Raw genomic sequence first — 15,534 nt, forward strand, 5'->3', positions numbered from 1 at the left:
GAGGCGCGGCAATACTTCGCCGCCGGCGAGGTGGACTTACTCCACATCGACGGCGTCCATACCTACGAAGCGGCGGCGGCGGATTTCCATTTGTGGCGGGAGACGCTGTCCAATCGAGGTGTGGTGCTGTTCCACGACATCAACGTTCGCAAAAGGGGCTTCGGGATCTGGCGCCTCTGGCAAGAGTTGAAGGCCGACCATCCGCATTTCGAATTTGTCCATGGCCATGGCCTCGGCGTGCTTGGCCTGGGTGGGGTGTTTCCGGAACCGTTGCGTGCGTTGTTCGCTGCTGCCAAAAGTCCCGGTGCGACAGCCGAAATACGCGGCCTGTTCGCCGCCAGGGGCGAGGTGGTCAATCTGCGCTGGGCCGTGCAGGAAACCGAGGCGAAACTGCGCGCCGCCGAGGCGGAGCGGGATGCAGGCCTCGATATGCTGTGGCAGGCCGAACAGGAAACGGTGATGTTGCGAGCTCAGGCTGCCGAAGCGGAGAGGCTGGCCCGGGAAAGGGCAGAGTTGGCGGTGCGATGCGACGCACTGCTGCGTTCGAGTTCCTGGCGGATCACGCGGCCGCTGCGTGCGGCGATAGCGCTGGCCAGGGGCAATCCTGCCTATGTCGCACAACTGGGCAGGCTGCCGGGGGTGCGGACCGCTACTTTTCCCATTATGTGGGCGGGATCGCGACTGAGGCGGGCAAACCGCATGGCCGCCTTTGCTCTCCGGCTCTCGCAGCGCGTCGGCGGTCCAGTTTCGCTTATGCGTCGCGGAGTACAGGTCCTGCACCAACAAGGACTGACCGGCTTGAGATCGAAGCTGCGCCAACTGGAGGTGGAGAGTGCGCGGAATGAGGATGCCGTGGCCATCGCACAGGACATATTCGCGCAGCAGCAATCGGAACTATCCCCCGAACTGGCGCGGCAGATGCAAGACGACTTTGAGATCCAGCCGCTCATCTCCGTCATCATGCCAGTTTACAAGACGCCGGTACAATGGCTGCGACGAGCAGTGGAATCGTTGCTTGAGCAATATTACGACCGTTGGGAACTGTGCGCGGTGGACGACTGCTCACCCGACGATGACCAACGGAAACTGCTTCAGGAATTCGCCGCCTCCGACGTCCGGGTGCGCTTCAGGGTCATGGAACGCAACGGGGGCATTTCGGCCGCGTCCAACGCGGCGCTAGAGATGGCGCAGGGCGAATACGTCGCTTTGCTCGATCATGACGACGAACTCACGCCAGACGCCCTGTTCCGTGTCGCCGAGGCGATCAACCGGCAACCGGATGCCGACTTCTTCTACTCCGACGAATGCAAAGTCAGCGACACCGCCAGTCGGCGGCTTCATCACTTCATCTTCAAGCCCGACTGGTCGCCGGAATTCATGTTCAACGCCATGCTGACCGGCCACCTGACGGTCTACCGAAAGGACTTGGTAGAGAATGTCGGACGATTCCGCAGCGAGTATGATTACTCGCAAGACTATGACCTTGCCCTGCGGGCGGCGGAAGTAGCCAAGCGCATCGTGCATATCGAGCGCCTGCTCTACCTCTGGCGCTCGATCCCCGGATCGGCTGCCGCCGGCGGCAAGGATTTTGCGCGGGAGACAAACATCCGGGCGCTGGACGACGCGTTGCGCAGACGGGGCATACCGGGGAAGGCGATTCCTCTACCGGAAGCCAATTGCGTGCGCATCGCGCTGCCGAAGGAACTGCCGCTGGTCTCCATCGTCATCCCCTCGGACTCCGCAAAAAACCTGCGGCTGGTGCTGAATTCGGTCCGGGAGGAGACAGGCTACCCGAATTTCGAAGTCGTGGTGGTTTGCAATGGACCGCTCGCTGATCGTCTCATGGAAGAATTCTCGGAGTGGCCGGCACTGCGCTTCCTCAAATACGACAAGAAGTACAATTTCTCCGACAAGTGTAACGAGGGCGCCGAGGCCGCTCGCGGTGAGATCGTCGTCTTCTACAATGACGACGTGTTTCCGCTGCAGCGGGACTGGGTCGAGCGCCTGATCGAATATCTGTGGGTTCCGGGCGTGGGCGGGGTTTCGCCGAAGCTGCTCCATGACGACGACACCATCCAATATGCCGGTATGATCTCCGGAACCCCGGGTCTCTGCGGCACTGCCTACAACAACGTCCCGAAGGATGGTTTGGACCCCTTCCTGACAATGCACAGATACGTCCGCAACGTATCCATCCTGTCCGGTGCATGCTGTGCTTTTCGGAAGGGCCTGTTCCAGGAGGTGGGCGCCTTCGACGCGGCGAACACGCGGGATGGCCACTCCGATATGGATCTCAGCTACAAGCTGGTCGAGGCTGGTTACCGCTGCGTCTATACACCCCATGCGCTGCTGAGGCACATCGGCAACCATTCCTGGAACGCCAAGTCGGATAAGTACAAGGCGGACATCTATGCCCTGAAGCGCTGGGGTGCGCTCGTGTCGAAGGATCCTTACTTCACCAACTCGATGAAGCAGGTATTGTACAAAGATTTCCGTTTTGATTACAGAATATACGCGGAGCACCTCGACCCACGTGAACACTACACGGGACCGGACGTCCTGTTTGTGTCTCACGAGCTGACGCTGACTGGTGCGCCGAGGATGCTGTTTTACGCGGCAAACGTCGTGCGCCGGAACGGCGGGTTCCCCCTCGTCGTCGCACCTGCCGACGGACCAATGCGGGCGGAGCTGATCAAGGCTGGGATTGCGGTGATCATCGACGAGTCGATCTGCCACAATCATTTCCTGTTCGAGCGCTTCGCCCGCAATTTCGATCTCGCCGTAGTCAACTCCGTCGCTCTCGTGGATGTCGTGCGACAGTTGTCGGCCATCCCGATCCTCAGGACTCTCTGGTGGCTGCACGAAGCGCAATCCCTGTCATCCGACCTGAAGCGCCTGTCGGGCGTGGAATGGAAGCGCGTCTGTACGATTTGCGTGAGCGACTATGCCAGGAGTTTCGTGCCGCCGGGCATCGCAGTGGAAGTGCTCCGCAACGGCATACCGGACCAACCGGTCGCACCGGAGCCTCGAAATCCGACAGCCCCTCTCACTTTCGTCCTCACCGGAACGATCGAGCCGCGGAAGGGGCAAGACCTGCTGGTCGAGGCGGTCGCGCTGCTGCCGCCGGAGGTTCGCCGACAGTGTCGCTTCCTGCTTACCGGCAAGCTCTGGGACAGCCACAGGAGCTTCTGGAACGGTCTCAAGGCGAAGATGGCAGACCTGCCCGAGATCGAGTATCTCGGGCTGCTCGATCACCAATCGCAGCTCCGCCTGATTGCTTCGGCCGACATGGTGGTGTGCTGCTCAAGGGACGATGCTGCGTCTCTGGTTGCCGCGGAGGCTGCCATGCTTTCGAGGCCCATCATCCTGAGCAGCCGCGTTGGCCTCATCGAGGTACTGGACCATGATTCCTGTCTTGTGTTCGAACCGGAGAACGCGGTCTCCCTGGCCGAGAAGTTGCTCGCCGCTTACGAGAAACGCAGCGACTTGCCGCGGATGGGCATGGTCGCTCGTCATCGCTTCGAACAAGAACTGACAATCGATACCTTTTCGTGTCGGTTCATGGCGCTCGTCTCTAGGCAAATCGTCAAGGGAGAGATCCTCGAGAAGAGCAGCGAAGCAAGTGTCCACCAGACCGCCGGCAGCACAGACGGAGCGTAGTCAGGCGCGATACGGACCACCTCGTGCAAGGAGGCCATCTGCCAGGCCGCGCATCATGAAATTGATGCGCGGCCATTTCTGGCTGGCAACCAATCCGAACACAATGAGGTACGGGAAAATGTGCAGGACGAGATAAAGCCGCCACGCCGGACAAATATAACGCCGCCGTGCCAAAATAAGACTATTCCTTATAGTGTAATAATTCCGGATGGGGCTATGCACGGTAACGACCCTCCCCAATAGGTTCAATCGGCCGCTTCCCAGCGTATGGCTCATGATTTTCTTGAAACTCTGATAGCTCTGGTAGCCGTGAGCCTTCGCCCGCAATCCCCATTCGACATCAACAAGATCTATGAACAGACCCTCGTCCATCAAACCAACCTCACTCAGGGTCGCAACAGGAATGAGGGAGCCGGAGGCGATCACGCAGTCTGCAGCGACCAGTTGCTTGGCATTTGTATCAACATTTTGCTTTTCAAGCTTGAAGCCGTTGGCTTTCCAAATCACGCTGATCTTGTCATCATGCGTATCCCGGTAGGCACACCCTATGGCCCCCACCTTTACCCCTTGGTTTTCCAGGGTAATGCATTCATCGCGCAGTGCACCAACTGTCCCTTCTGGCAAAACGGTGTCCTGGTCCATAAGCAGGATATATTTTGTGCCTTGCGAAATCCCATAGTTAATACCGGCGTTCTGAGCGTATGCAATTCCCTTGTTTTCGGAAAGTCTGATCAATTCGAAAGAAAAATCCTGGATGACCGCCTCGATCTCGGAGAGGTTTTGTGAGGCATTATCTACAACAGCGATAGTGTCCACTTGCCTGTACAGGCTTGCGACCACATCTCGGAATGATGTCGAGTTGGGATTATAGGTCACTATTACAGCGCACGTTTCGGGATTCATAAAATATTGCGGCTCCGAATTTTCGGACCTGACGGGCATCGGGTCGGAAAGATCATGGATGGTTGCGCCACACGCGAGTCTAGCGCCGCTGTGCCGGGTTCGTTGGCAATCGCACGAGCATCCGGAGCGAAGCGGGCGGGCCGGTCAAGTTTTAGCATAATCAAAGTATCGCCCTTACGCGCCGTGGTCCGCGGATCGAGATCCGTCATGACCGTCGGTGAACCCGCGCCGCGATCGGATGGGGAACCCCGGAACAAGCCGAGAAAGCGCGATACACCGCGCCGCAGGGTCGAAGCGCCCGCCGTCCTCAACGGTCAGCACATCCGACCGCGGTCCGCCTACGGAACGGACGAGGTCGCGCGGCAGCGCGCCTGCGAGCTCAATCCCGAGCTTCAGAAGCCGCCGGCCGGCCGCGTGCCATGTGCCCCAGGTGGCGAAGCCATGGAGCGGACGCCTAAAACCTGGCTGACCATCCTGCAGGTCGGAGAGACAAAAGGGTTCGGCCACGGACAGCGAGCAGGGGCCCTAAACGTTGCAGCCGCGTTCTTCCAACGTTTGGCCACACGCGTCAATCGCCGGCGCCGCGGACCGAACGTCAGCCGTACAACGCGACCGCGTTCTCCAGAAAGAACCCGCGCCGCTTCGCCTCGGGCACCGGCAGCGGCAGCACATGCGACGGATCGTCGTAATCCCAGTGCGGATAATCCGTCGCGAACAGCAGCCGGTCCCACCCGATCCAGTCGATCGCATCCAGCACATGCGCCCGGTTCGCCGGCTCTTCCATCGGCTGGGTCGTCAGCCACACACTCTCCCGGATATATTCCGACGGCAGGCGCTTCAGGTGCGGTGTTTCCGCCTTCAGCCGGTGCCACAGCTTGTCCAGCCGCCACGCCAGCGCCGGCACCCAGGCGAACCCGGCCTCGATCAGCACCAGCCGCAGGCTCGGGAACCGCTCGAACACTCCCTCGACCACCATCGACGTCAGGAAGCTCTGCATCGACTGCGCGTGCCCGACCATGTCCTCGATGTAAAAGGACGGCCAGCCGCCCCCGCTGACCGGGTAGCCGCCGAAGCCGAAGGCGTGAACGCCCACGGGCAGGCCCGCCGCGGCCGCGGCCTCATAGACTTTCCAGTACCGCTTCTGCCCCGGCGGTTCGCTGGTGCGGTTCAGCATCAGCACCTGCACGAAGCGCGGATCGCCGGCATAGCGTTCGATCTCGGCCACCGCCGCCTCGGCGTCCTCGTACGGCACGACGATCGAGCCCTTCAGCCGCGGCTCCGGCTCCAGCCATTCGGCGATCAGCCACTCGTTCATCGCGTGGCACACGGCCGCACCGAACGCCCGGTTCTGGAACGACTGGCCGTTGTCGCCGGTGGCGTTCAGCACACCCAGCACGCAGTTGTTGGCGTCCAGCAACTGCTCGCGCAGGAAGGGCAGGGACGATCCCGGCCGCCCGCCCGGCGGCCAGGCATCGCGGCGGGAGGCGAACGGCTGGCTTTTCGGATAGGCCGGCCCCGACTGGTACGCCTGCCGCGGGCGGGAGCCGAACATCTGCATGTGCTCGATCCACCGCTTCTCCAGGAACGGGTGCAGGTCCTTGTCGCTGGCACGCTGGGGATGGATGTCGCAGTCGGCGGTCGCCAGCTTGGACTGATTGGCCGGTTGCGGCAGCGGACGGGCTTTGACCTGAACGTTCATGGCGTGGCCTTTTTTACGATAGCCGTGGATATGTCGCCTTCGGGTTGTCGATCATGATCTTCCGAACCAGCGCCGGCGGCAAGCCCGACGGCAGCACCTGGTCATCGTCGAACTGCCAATGCGGGTAGTCGGTTGCAAACAAAAGTAGCTCATCCGATTCCAGATGATCCAGCAATTTCAACAGCCCGGCCTCGTCGGGCGGTGCGTCGCAGGGCTGGATGGTCAGGCGCACATTGGTCTTCACCACCTCGGTCGGGGACCGGTCCAGCCACGGGACTTCCATCCGCAACCCACGCCAGAACTTCGACAGCCGCCACAGATGCGCCGGCAGCCAGGTGAACCCCGACTCCAGCAGCACGACCTTGAGGTCGGGATGCTTCACGAACACGCCCTCGCAGATCAGGGAGGACAAGGCCTGCTGGAACCCCGTGGCCTGCGCCGCATAGTCCTCGGTGTAATAGCTCGGCCAACCGATCGGCGTGACCGGGTGGCGGTAGGCGCTCCCGGCATGGATGCCGACCGTCAGCCCATGGCGTTCGGCGGCGGCGTAGATCGGCCAGTAATGCCGCTTGCCCAACGGCATGTCCCCCATCACCAGCAGCAGCACCTGCACGAAGCGCCGGTCCGGGGCCAGGCGCTCGATCTCGTCCACCGCCATCTCGGGGTTCTGCACCGGCACCACGATCGACGCCCGCAGCCGCGGCTCCCGATCCAGCCACTCCTTCGCCATCCAATCGTTCACCGCCCGGGCGAACGCCGCGCCCATGTCTTCGCTGAACAGCAGTTGCACGCCGTAGAGGCAGTTGGCGATGGCGATGCTGGTGCCGAACGGGTCCAGCGCCTGCTTCCGCACCAGGTCCAGGTCCGATCCGGCCGGCTGACCGTTCGGCCGCCAGTCGGGGCGCGCGGTCAGCGGCGAATTGGCGGGGTAGGCGATGGAGTTCAGCTCGCTCATGCCCCGTTGGACGGCGATGTCGCGCCAGTGATCGGTCAGGTACGGATACAGCGCCTTCAGGTTCGGCACCGCGGGGTGCAGGTCGCAGTCGATACCGCCGCGTTCGATCGCCGTCATGGCTGCTTCCTCTTGCCCGCGCCTTGCAGGCGCATCTTTTTCCGGCCACACGGATACAACCATTCCGCCAAGACAGGAAATTCGCCCATGCGCCCATCCGGCCGCTCCCCCGACGCGCTGCGCGCCGTCTCCATCGAGACCGGGTTCGCCCGCCACGCCGAAGGCTCCTGCCTGATCCGCATGGGCAATACCGAAGTCCTCTGCGCTGCCAGCGTGGAAGCCAAGGTGCCGCCCTTCCTGCGCAACCAGGGCGTGGGCTGGATCACCGCCGAATACGGCATGCTGCCGCGCGCAACGCACACCCGCGGCGACCGGGAGGCCGCGCGCGGCAAGCAGTCCGGCCGCACCCAGGAAATCCAGCGCCTGATCGGGCGGTCGCTGCGCGCCGTCGTCGACCGCCAGGCGATGGGCGAGATGTCGGTCACGCTCGACTGCGACGTGATCAACGCCGATGGCGGCACGCGCTGTGCCTCCATCACCGGCGCCTATGTCGCGCTGTCGCTGGCGTTCCGGCACCTGGTGAAGATGAACGTGCTGAAGGCCGTCCCGCTGATCGGCCAGGTCGCCGCCGTCTCCTGCGGGATCGTCGAGGGCACGCCGGTCCTGGACCTCGACTACGCCGAGGATTCCAACGCCGAGGCGGACGGCAACTTCGTGATGACGAGCGATGGCGGCATCGTGGAGATCCAGGCGACGGCAGAGAAGACCGCGTTCAACGAGGCGCAGTTCCATGCGCTGATGGCCCTGGCCCGCGCCGGCACCGACGCCCTGTTCGCCGCGCAGCGCCAGGTCTTGGGGGACTGATGGCGCGCAAGCTCACCAGCGGCGGCAAACTGGTCCTGGCCAGCCACAACAAGGGCAAGCTGCGAGAGATCGAGGCGCTGGTCCGTCCCCACGGCATCGAAGTCGTCTCCGCCGGTGCGCTCGGCCTCCCCGAACCCGAGGAGAACGCCCCCGATTTTGCCGGCAACGCCAGGATCAAGGCGCTGGCTGCCGCCACGGCCAGCGGGCTGCCCGCGCTGTCCGACGATTCCGGCTTCTGCGTCGCCGCGCTGGGCGGCGATCCCGGGGTCTATTCCGCCCGCTGGGCCGGGCCGTCCAAGGACTTCACGGGGGCGATGGCCGAGGTGAACCGGAAGATCGGCGCCGATCCGGACCGGCGGGCCTGGTTCATCGCCGCGCTCTGCCTCGCCTGGCCCGACGGCCATACCGAGACCTTCATCGGCCGCATCGACGGAACCGCCGTCTGGCCGCCGCGCGGCGACAAAGGGTTCGGCTACGATCCGATGTTCGTTCCGGCCGGCGCCACGGCGACGTTCGGCGAAATGGACCCGGACGCCAAGCACGCCGTCAGCCACAGGGCGCGTGCCTTCGCGCAGGTGCTGGCGTCGTGCTTCGGATGATGTAATACCGGAAGTGTCGATGATGACCCTCGGCCACCCTCTCCATGACGGTTCGGCCCCTGTCACGGCCCGGCCCGCCGTCATGGCCCGGCCTGACCGGGCCATTCCCCGCGTCAGGGAACACGATCGAGGAGGAACATGGTTCAGTCAGGCCGAACCGCGACAGGAAGGAGGGCGGGGCGAGACCCGCGAGGATGAATAGCGGGGAAAGGAGACCCATCATGCGGACCCTGTGGGCGGTCCTGGCGCTGGCCCTGTTCCTCCCGGCGGTGCGCGCATCGGCAGCCATGCCCGACATCGTCAAGATCGGCATCCTGAACGACATGAACGGTCCCTTCGCCGATCAGTCCGGTCGCGGGTCGGTCGTCGCCGCGCAGATGGCGGCCGAGGACTTTGCCGCGGAGGCGCCCAGCCCGTTCAAGGTCCAGATCCTTGCCGCCGATCACCAGAACAAGCCCGATATCGGCACCGGGATCGTGCGCGCCTGGATCGATCGCGACGGCGTCGATGCAGTGGCGGACTCGGTCAATTCCGCTGTCGGTCTCGCCGTCAACACGGTGATGGCCGAGAAGCATCGTACCTTCCTGGCAACGAATGTCGGCACGTCCGACCTGACGGGAAAATTCTGCCAGCCCACCACCGTCCAATGGACCATGGACACCTACGCTCTCGGCAGCACCATCGCTCGGGCCATCGTGAAGCAAGGCGGGGATAGCTGGTATTTCATTTCCTTCGACTACGCCTTGGGTGCGGCGCTGGAGCGTGACGCGACGGCGACCTTGACCGGCCTCGGCGGCAAGGTGCTGGGATCGGTGAAGCATCCGCTGGGAACGTCCGATTTCTCATCCTACCTGTTGCAGGCGCAATCATCGGGCGCCAAGGTCGTGGCGCTGGCCGATACCGGCGCCGACCTGATCAACGCGGTCAAGCAGGCGGCGGAATTCGGTCTCACCCGCAAGCAGATCCTGGCGGGCCTGTTCACGCAGATCGTCGATGTCGACGCGATCGGGCTGAAAGCGGCCCAGGGCCTGACGGTGACGGAAGCGTTCTACTGGGACCTGAACGACTCCACCCGCGCGTTCAGCCGCCGCTTCGCCCAGCGCTTCAACGGCAGGATGCCCACGGCGAACCAGGCCGGCGTCTATTCCGAGGTCCTGGCCTATCTGCACGCCGTCAAGGCAGCGCAGACCATCGACGGGGAGGCCGTGGTCGCACAGATGCGCAAGGCACCGATCCACGACGCCCTCTTCGGTACCGTGACGATAAGGCCGGATGGCAGGGCGGTGCATGACATGTACACGTTTCGGGTGAAATCACCCGGGGAATCGAAGTCCCGGTGGGACGTTTACCAGGTGCTCGCGACGGTACCTGGCGATGAAGCCTTCCGGCCGCTCGACAAGGGCGGCTGCAAGCTGGTTCGGAACTAGGATGGATCAATGACCGAAACGAAAGACTCGTGGCAGACGCACCTATACGATCTGCTGAAGGAAAGCGGCGTCACCCAGTTCGCTTATGTGCCCGACGCCGGGCACAAGGTGCTGATCGACCGGTCCCTGGCCGATCCCGACGTCCACTCGGTGCCCCTGACGACCGAGGAAGAAGGCGTCGCCCAGGTCGTCGGCGCCGATCTCGGCGGCGCGAAGGCGGTGCTGCTGATGCAGTCCTCGGGCGTGGGCAACACGATCAACATGCTGTCGCTCACCCAGGGCTGCCGCTCTCCGTTCCTGACGCTGGTGTCGATGCGCGGCGATTTCGGGGAGGGCAATCCCTGGCAGTTCGCCATGGGGCAGGCGGTCGAGCCGGTGCTGAAGGCGATGGGCGTCATCGTGCTGCGGGCGGACCACCCCGGCGATGTGATCCCGTGCGTCAGCGCCGCGATCACCATGGCGTTCCAGTGCCGCCAGCAGGTCGCGGTTCTGTTGGGCCAGCGCCTGATCGGCGCGAAGAAATTCTAAGGCGGGAGCAAGCAAGATGGCCAAGTTGAACAAGCTGCAAACCGCCACGCTGCCGGACGCGGTGCTCGACCGCCGCCAGGCGGTGCCGGCGTTGATCCAGAACCCGGACGACTTCCTGATGGTCGCCGGCCTGGCCGGCACGGCGTGGGAACTGTCGGCGCTGACGCATGAAAGCCCGCGTCTGTTCGGCCTGGGTGGCGCCATGGGGGCCGCCCCGATGATGGGCCTGGGATTGGCGCTGGCGCAGCCGAAGAAGCGCGTGCTGGTGGCCACCGGCGACGGCGAACTGCTGATGAACGTCGGCGCGCTGGCCACGATCGCGCTGCAGAACCCGCCGAACCTGACCATCATCTGCGTCGACAACGGCCATTATGGGGAGACGGGCAACCAGGACAGCCACACCGGCCTCGGCGTGCGGCTGGATGTGATCGCCGCCGGCTGCGGCTTCCCGGTCGTTCACGTCATCAACACCGAAGCCGACCTGGCCGAGGGCCGCCGCCTGCTGCGCGAAGGCGGAGGACTGGCCTTCATCCTGCTCCGGGTGAAGGAAGGCCCGGCGACGCATGACGGCAAGAAGAACCTGGTGCCGCATATCGAGCGGGACCGGTTCCGGGCGGCATTGGTCGGGTGAGGGGAGGCGGGAGGGGCGACCGTATGGCACCCTCGCACCTCCCGTCGTGGCGGGCGGAGGGGTGCCATCGCGGAGGACGCGCCGCTGCCTCGTTGCCGATGCACCAGGCCCCATGACCCTCGACACCGACTGGACCGCGCTGCACCTTCAGCTCGAATGGGGCGCCGACGAAGCGTTGGTGACCGATCCGGTCGATCGCCTTCTGCAACCTGAGCGTGTACCGCTGCTGCCGAGCCGGCCGGCGGCGGTTCGGGTGCAGCCGGAAACCCCCGTCGCATCCCTCAGCCCCCCTCACGCCGGCACCCCCGGCGAACAGGCCCTCGCGGCCGCCGGCGCGGCACAGACCCTGGACGCCCTCCGCGCCGCCATTGCCGCGTTCGAGCATTGCGCTCTGAAGCAGACCGCCAGTCACCTCGTCTTCGCCGAGGGCAACCCGGAAAGCGCCGTCCTTCTGATCGGCGACCCCCCTGGGAGGGAGGAAGACCGCGGCGGCCATCCCTTCGCTGGCCCTGAAGGCCAGCTCCTCGACCAGATGCTTGGCAGTATCGGCCTGCGGCGCGAGACGCTGATGCTGACCCCGCTGATCCCCTGGCGCCCCCCCGGCGGCCGGCCGGCCAATCCGGCTGAACTCGCCCTGCTGCTGCCGTTCCTGCATCGCCTGATCGCCCTGCTGGGACCGGCCCATGTCCTGATCCTGGGCAATGTGGCGGCCAAGGCGCTGCTGGGTCAGCCGCCGCGGCGTCAGGCGCCAGTGGATTGGGTGGACTTGCGGACGCCGGGCCTGACATCGCCGGTCCCCGCGCTCGTTTTGCCCAGCCCCGGCGAACTTCTGAAGAAACCGCCTCTGCGGCGGGACGCATGGCGCGCCCTGCGGAAGTTGCACCGAGCGTTGGATGCAAAACCAACAAATATTTGAACAGATGAACGGGCCGTAATCCGCCACTTTCCCGTGAGTCATCTCATAAATAGAGATATGTCACGACGAGTGGGGTTGCGTCTCATGTCTGTAGCGGTTAGCGAAGCGGCATGCGAGGGATCGGTCAAACGCTCTCCCTGCTTCCGCCCGCGAAGGCCATCCTGGCCGGGGCAGCGATCATCGTGGGGGCGTTTTCGTCCGCCGCGCATGGGCAAGCTTTGCCCGGATCGTCAGGCAGCAAAGGGACAGCAGCGAAAGCGACGGAAGTGGCAGGCATCGGTTATCCCGATGAGGCCGCATGGGCATCCGCCCATTTCAGCCGCGGCGGTGCCGTCAGCCTGCCGCGTCCGCTGCGCCCCAGCGACGCGGCGCTGGCGCGGCGCATCTTCCTGATGCAGGGACGGGGGAACATCCCGGAGGCGCAGCGGGCCGTCGACCAGCTTGAGGATCCCGTGCTGATGGGGCCGATCCTCGCGGACCGCTATCTCGGCCGGTTCCACCGCTCCACGGTCGATGAGCTGACCGACTGGCTCGCGAAGTACGGCGATTGCGCCGATGCACCGGCGATCTTTGCCCTGTTGCGGACGAAGCTGCCGAAGGGCGCGCCCGTCCCGTCGAAACCGGAGCTTGGCGGCTTGGACCGCTCCGCCGCGCCGGACCCGGTGCCGGAGAACCAGGACGAGCCCCACCGCACCCTGGCGCGCGACCCGGCCCTCGACGGCAGGGTCATGGACCAGGCGGGAAAGGGCGCCTTCGCCAGCGCGTTGCGGCTGGTCGCGTCCCGCCCCAGGCTGTCGCCGGCCTATGGAGCGGAGTTGCGGGCGGAGGTGGCGCAGGCCGCGTTCATTGCGAACCGCGATGACGAGGCGCTGCGCATTGCCGACGCGGTGCTGCGCGACACGCCCGAGAACAGCCGGCCGACATTGGCCTATTACATCGCCGGTCTTGCCGCTTGGCGGCAGGACCGGATGGACCTGGCGCTGACGATGTTCGCGGGCGGGGCGAACGCCGCGATGACGACGCCATCGCTGCGGGCGGCCTCGGCGTTCTGGGCCTCGCGCGCCGCGCGGCGGCTGCACGATGCCGCCGGCACCACGCAATGGCTGCATGTCGCGGCCGATCAGCCGCTGACGTTCCACGGCTTCCTTGCCCGTCGCATGCTGCGCTTGCCGACCGGCATCGTTCCCAGCGGTCAGTTGGTGTCGCAGGCGGACGCGGATGCGGTCGGCGCCACCGCGCCGGGCCGGCGCGCCTTCGCATTGCTGCAGATCGGCCAGACCAGCCGGGCGGAGGCGGAACTGCGGCTGCTCTGGCCGCAGGCCCAGGCCAGTGCGACCTTCGCGCGGTCGCTGCTGCTGGTGGCCTCGGCCGCGCAATTGATCGATTTCGCCGCGCAGATGGCGGACCTGCTCCAGGCCGCCGAAGGCGTCCGCTATGACGAACTGCGCTTCCCCGTGCCGCAACTGCGTCCCGCCGGTGGGTTTCACGTCGATCCGGCGCTGGTCTATGCGCTGACCCGGCTGGAATCGAATTTCGACACCACCGCCGTGTCGCCGGCCGGCGCGCATGGCCTGATGCAGATCATGCCGGCGACGGCGGAATCCATCACCGGCTCCGACTATTTCGACCTGAGCTGGCTGCACGAGCCTGAGGTCAACCTCGATATCGGCCAGCGCTACATCACCGTCCTCGCGCGCCAGGACGGGGTCGATGAGGACCTGATGCGGCTGCTGGCGAGCTATAATGCCGGACCCGGCGCGCTGGCCCGCTGGGAGGCCGACATGCGCGACGGCGACGATCCGCTGATGTTCATCGAGACGATCCCGGTCGCGGAGACCCGCGCCTTCGTCCCCACCGCCCTGGTGTATTCCTGGATCTACGCCGCGCGGCTGCACGTCCCAGCGCCCAGCCTGGACCAATTGGCCGCCGGCGAGTTTCCACGCTTCACGGATGACGGGCGGAAGCGCAAGATGATGGCGGCCGCTCCGGTCCTTCACTGACCTCCATCCCCGGCGCGGCGGAGGGACAGGCGATGGCGCGTCTTGATGATTCCCGTCCGTTCATCGCGGTGAACATCGCGGTCATGACGGTCTCCGACACCCGCACGGCGGCGAACGATACCTCGGGCGACGCCCTGGCGGAGCGGATCGCGAAATCCGGCCATCGCGTGGCGGAGCGCGTGATCGAAAAGGACGACGCCAGTGCGATCGAAGCACATCTGCGCCGCTGGATCGCCGATCCGGCGGTGGACGTGGTGATCACCACCGGGGGCACCGGCGTCACCGGCCGCGACGTCACGCCGGAGGCGTTCGACCGCGTGCTGGACAAGCGCATCGAGGGCTTCGGCGAACTGTTCCGCATGCTGAGCTACCAGAAGATCGGCACCTCCACGATCCAGTCGCGCGCGATCGGCGGCGTGGCCGGCGGCACCTATCTGTTCGCGCTGCCCGGCAGCACCGGGGCGGTGAAGGATGGCTGGGACGACATCCTGGTGTATCAGCTCGATAACCGCCACCGCCCGTGCAACCTGGTGGAACTGATGCCCCGCTTGCAGGAACACCTGAAGCCGGCCGCCGAATAGCCACGCCGCGGATTGATCGAGGGACAGGCCTGGGTCATAACAGGTGGCGAAAGCGGGATGGATCCCGCAGTTGGGGGTGAAGCGTCCCGTGAAGCCGGATGGCGCCGATATCGATCGCGACCGGTCCCCGTGGCCTCTTTCAAAACGGCGCGTGCTGTGTCCTTTCGCGGCGAGTGCCGGCCCGCCGCTCCCCGCACCATGATCCTGGCCCGCCGTTTTCCGGGGCTGCTTGCGGCGCTGGTCGCGCTCATGGTGCAGATCGCCCTGGGCACGACCGTGCCGAAACCCGATCCGGTCGCGGCGGTGTTTTCGACCGAGACGCTGTGCCATCCGCAGCCGGCCTCGGACGGGTCGAATCATAGGGCGCCGCCCCTCGACTGCCTGGTCTGTCCGTTCTGTCTCGCGCTGCATGCCGCGGCGGCGGTAGCGCTGCCGGACGTGCCGGCGGTGCGGCCGCCAGGTTCCAGGCTTGTCCTTCATGCGCCGGCGCCGTTCGTGCAGGCGACGGCGCCGCCCGTTCCGCGCCTGCCGGGGCAACCCCGAGCGCCACCTTCCGCCTGACGTCGGCTGCTTTTCGTCGCGGTGCGCCAAGGGTGCGCCAGGGGGACGCGTCCTTGGGCGTCTCCGAGGCCTTTCTTGAAGGCCTCTTGAGCGCCCGGGGCCGTTCCTCGTATCCGGCCGCGCCGCCATCCGTCCGTCATTCCGGCCGAACCG

The 15,534-nt window shown here is 65.3% G+C and carries 13 protein-coding genes; 10 read left to right on the top strand and 3 right to left on the bottom strand.

Going from position 1 to position 15,534, the window contains the following annotated elements; translation table 11 throughout:
- Positions 1–3,660: glycosyltransferase (locus VHB27_RS09830; protein WP_325599764.1), on the top strand; the 3,660-nt coding region annotated here is incomplete at its 5' end.
- Here VHB27_RS09830 and VHB27_RS09835 read toward each other — a convergent pair.
- The 3 genes from VHB27_RS09835 to VHB27_RS09845 form a co-directional block, all read right to left on the bottom strand.
- Positions 3,661–4,602 (bottom strand): glycosyltransferase family 2 protein, encoded by a 942-nt coding sequence (locus VHB27_RS09835; protein WP_325599766.1) that lies wholly within the window; start codon positions 4,600–4,602, stop codon positions 3,661–3,663.
- Between the two features lie 556 nt (positions 4,603–5,158).
- Positions 5,159–6,262 (bottom strand): amidohydrolase family protein, encoded by a 1,104-nt coding sequence (locus tag VHB27_RS09840; RefSeq protein ID WP_325599768.1) that lies wholly within the window; start codon positions 6,260–6,262, stop codon positions 5,159–5,161.
- 13 nt (positions 6,263–6,275) lie between these two features.
- On the bottom strand, positions 6,276–7,334 hold the full coding sequence (locus VHB27_RS09845; protein WP_325599770.1) for an amidohydrolase family protein: 1,059 nt from the start codon (positions 7,332–7,334) through the stop codon (positions 6,276–6,278).
- 87 nt (positions 7,335–7,421) lie between these two features.
- Between VHB27_RS09845 and rph the strand changes: the two genes are divergently transcribed.
- From rph to VHB27_RS09890, 9 genes are all read left to right on the top strand, one after another.
- Positions 7,422–8,138, top strand: coding sequence for a ribonuclease PH (gene rph / locus VHB27_RS09850; protein WP_325599772.1), 717 nt, complete (start codon positions 7,422–7,424; stop codon positions 8,136–8,138).
- Positions 8,138–8,737 (top strand): non-canonical purine NTP pyrophosphatase, encoded by a 600-nt coding sequence (locus VHB27_RS09855; RefSeq protein WP_325599774.1) that lies wholly within the window; start codon positions 8,138–8,140, stop codon positions 8,735–8,737. The genes rph and VHB27_RS09855 overlap by 1 nt, the downstream gene beginning before the upstream one ends.
- A 221-nt stretch (positions 8,738–8,958) precedes the next feature.
- Positions 8,959–10,164: an ABC transporter substrate-binding protein gene (locus VHB27_RS09860; RefSeq protein ID WP_325599776.1), complete on the top strand. Its 1,206-nt coding sequence runs from the start codon at positions 8,959–8,961 to the stop codon at positions 10,162–10,164.
- 9 nt (positions 10,165–10,173) lie between these two features.
- Positions 10,174–10,692, top strand: coding sequence for a phosphonopyruvate decarboxylase (locus tag VHB27_RS09865; protein ID WP_325599778.1), 519 nt, complete (start codon positions 10,174–10,176; stop codon positions 10,690–10,692).
- A 16-nt stretch (positions 10,693–10,708) separates the two neighbouring features.
- Complete coding sequence (locus tag VHB27_RS09870; protein ID WP_325599780.1) at positions 10,709–11,323, top strand: thiamine pyrophosphate-dependent enzyme; 615 nt, start codon at positions 10,709–10,711, stop codon at positions 11,321–11,323.
- A gap of 112 nt (positions 11,324–11,435) precedes the next feature.
- Positions 11,436–12,239 (top strand): uracil-DNA glycosylase, encoded by an 804-nt coding sequence (locus VHB27_RS09875; RefSeq protein WP_325599782.1) that lies wholly within the window; start codon positions 11,436–11,438, stop codon positions 12,237–12,239.
- 266 nt (positions 12,240–12,505) lie between these two features.
- A complete protein-coding gene (locus tag VHB27_RS09880; protein ID WP_325599784.1) occupies positions 12,506–14,239 on the top strand; it encodes a lytic transglycosylase domain-containing protein in 1,734 nt (577 codons plus the stop codon).
- Between the two features lie 32 nt (positions 14,240–14,271).
- The gene (moaB, locus tag VHB27_RS09885; RefSeq protein WP_325599786.1) at positions 14,272–14,820 is read left to right on the top strand and encodes a molybdenum cofactor biosynthesis protein B; all 549 of its coding nucleotides are present in this window, start codon (positions 14,272–14,274) and stop codon (positions 14,818–14,820) included.
- A 198-nt stretch (positions 14,821–15,018) separates the two neighbouring features.
- Positions 15,019–15,381, top strand: a complete 363-nt coding sequence (locus tag VHB27_RS09890; protein ID WP_325599788.1) for a hypothetical protein — start codon at positions 15,019–15,021, stop codon at positions 15,379–15,381.
- The last annotated feature ends 153 nt before the right edge of the window (positions 15,382–15,534 follow it).

The sequence above is a fragment of the Rhodopila sp. genome (assembly GCF_035548235.1).
Taxonomy (GTDB): domain Bacteria; phylum Pseudomonadota; class Alphaproteobacteria; order Acetobacterales; family Acetobacteraceae; genus Rhodopila.

Excerpts from the sequence above, each read along its gene's own strand:
- VHB27_RS09875 (WP_325599782.1), top strand. The coding sequence starts at position 11,436 with ATGACCCTCGACACCGACTGGACCGCGCTGCACCTTCAGCTCGAATGG.
- VHB27_RS09860 (WP_325599776.1), top strand. The coding sequence starts at position 8,959 with ATGCGGACCCTGTGGGCGGTCCTGGCGCTGGCCCTGTTCCTCCCGGCG.
- VHB27_RS09870 (WP_325599780.1), top strand. The coding sequence starts at position 10,709 with ATGGCCAAGTTGAACAAGCTGCAAACCGCCACGCTGCCGGACGCGGTG.
- VHB27_RS09865 (WP_325599778.1), top strand. The coding sequence starts at position 10,174 with ATGACCGAAACGAAAGACTCGTGGCAGACGCACCTATACGATCTGCTG.
- VHB27_RS09835 (WP_325599766.1), bottom strand. The coding sequence starts at position 4,602 with ATGCCCGTCAGGTCCGAAAATTCGGAGCCGCAATATTTTATGAATCCC.
- rph (WP_325599772.1), top strand. The coding sequence starts at position 7,422 with ATGCGCCCATCCGGCCGCTCCCCCGACGCGCTGCGCGCCGTCTCCATC.
- VHB27_RS09840 (WP_325599768.1), bottom strand. The coding sequence starts at position 6,262 with ATGAACGTTCAGGTCAAAGCCCGTCCGCTGCCGCAACCGGCCAATCAG.
- VHB27_RS09890 (WP_325599788.1), top strand. The coding sequence starts at position 15,019 with ATGATCCTGGCCCGCCGTTTTCCGGGGCTGCTTGCGGCGCTGGTCGCG.
- VHB27_RS09845 (WP_325599770.1), bottom strand. The coding sequence starts at position 7,334 with ATGACGGCGATCGAACGCGGCGGTATCGACTGCGACCTGCACCCCGCG.
- moaB (WP_325599786.1), top strand. The coding sequence starts at position 14,272 with ATGGCGCGTCTTGATGATTCCCGTCCGTTCATCGCGGTGAACATCGCG.
- VHB27_RS09855 (WP_325599774.1), top strand. The coding sequence starts at position 8,138 with ATGGCGCGCAAGCTCACCAGCGGCGGCAAACTGGTCCTGGCCAGCCAC.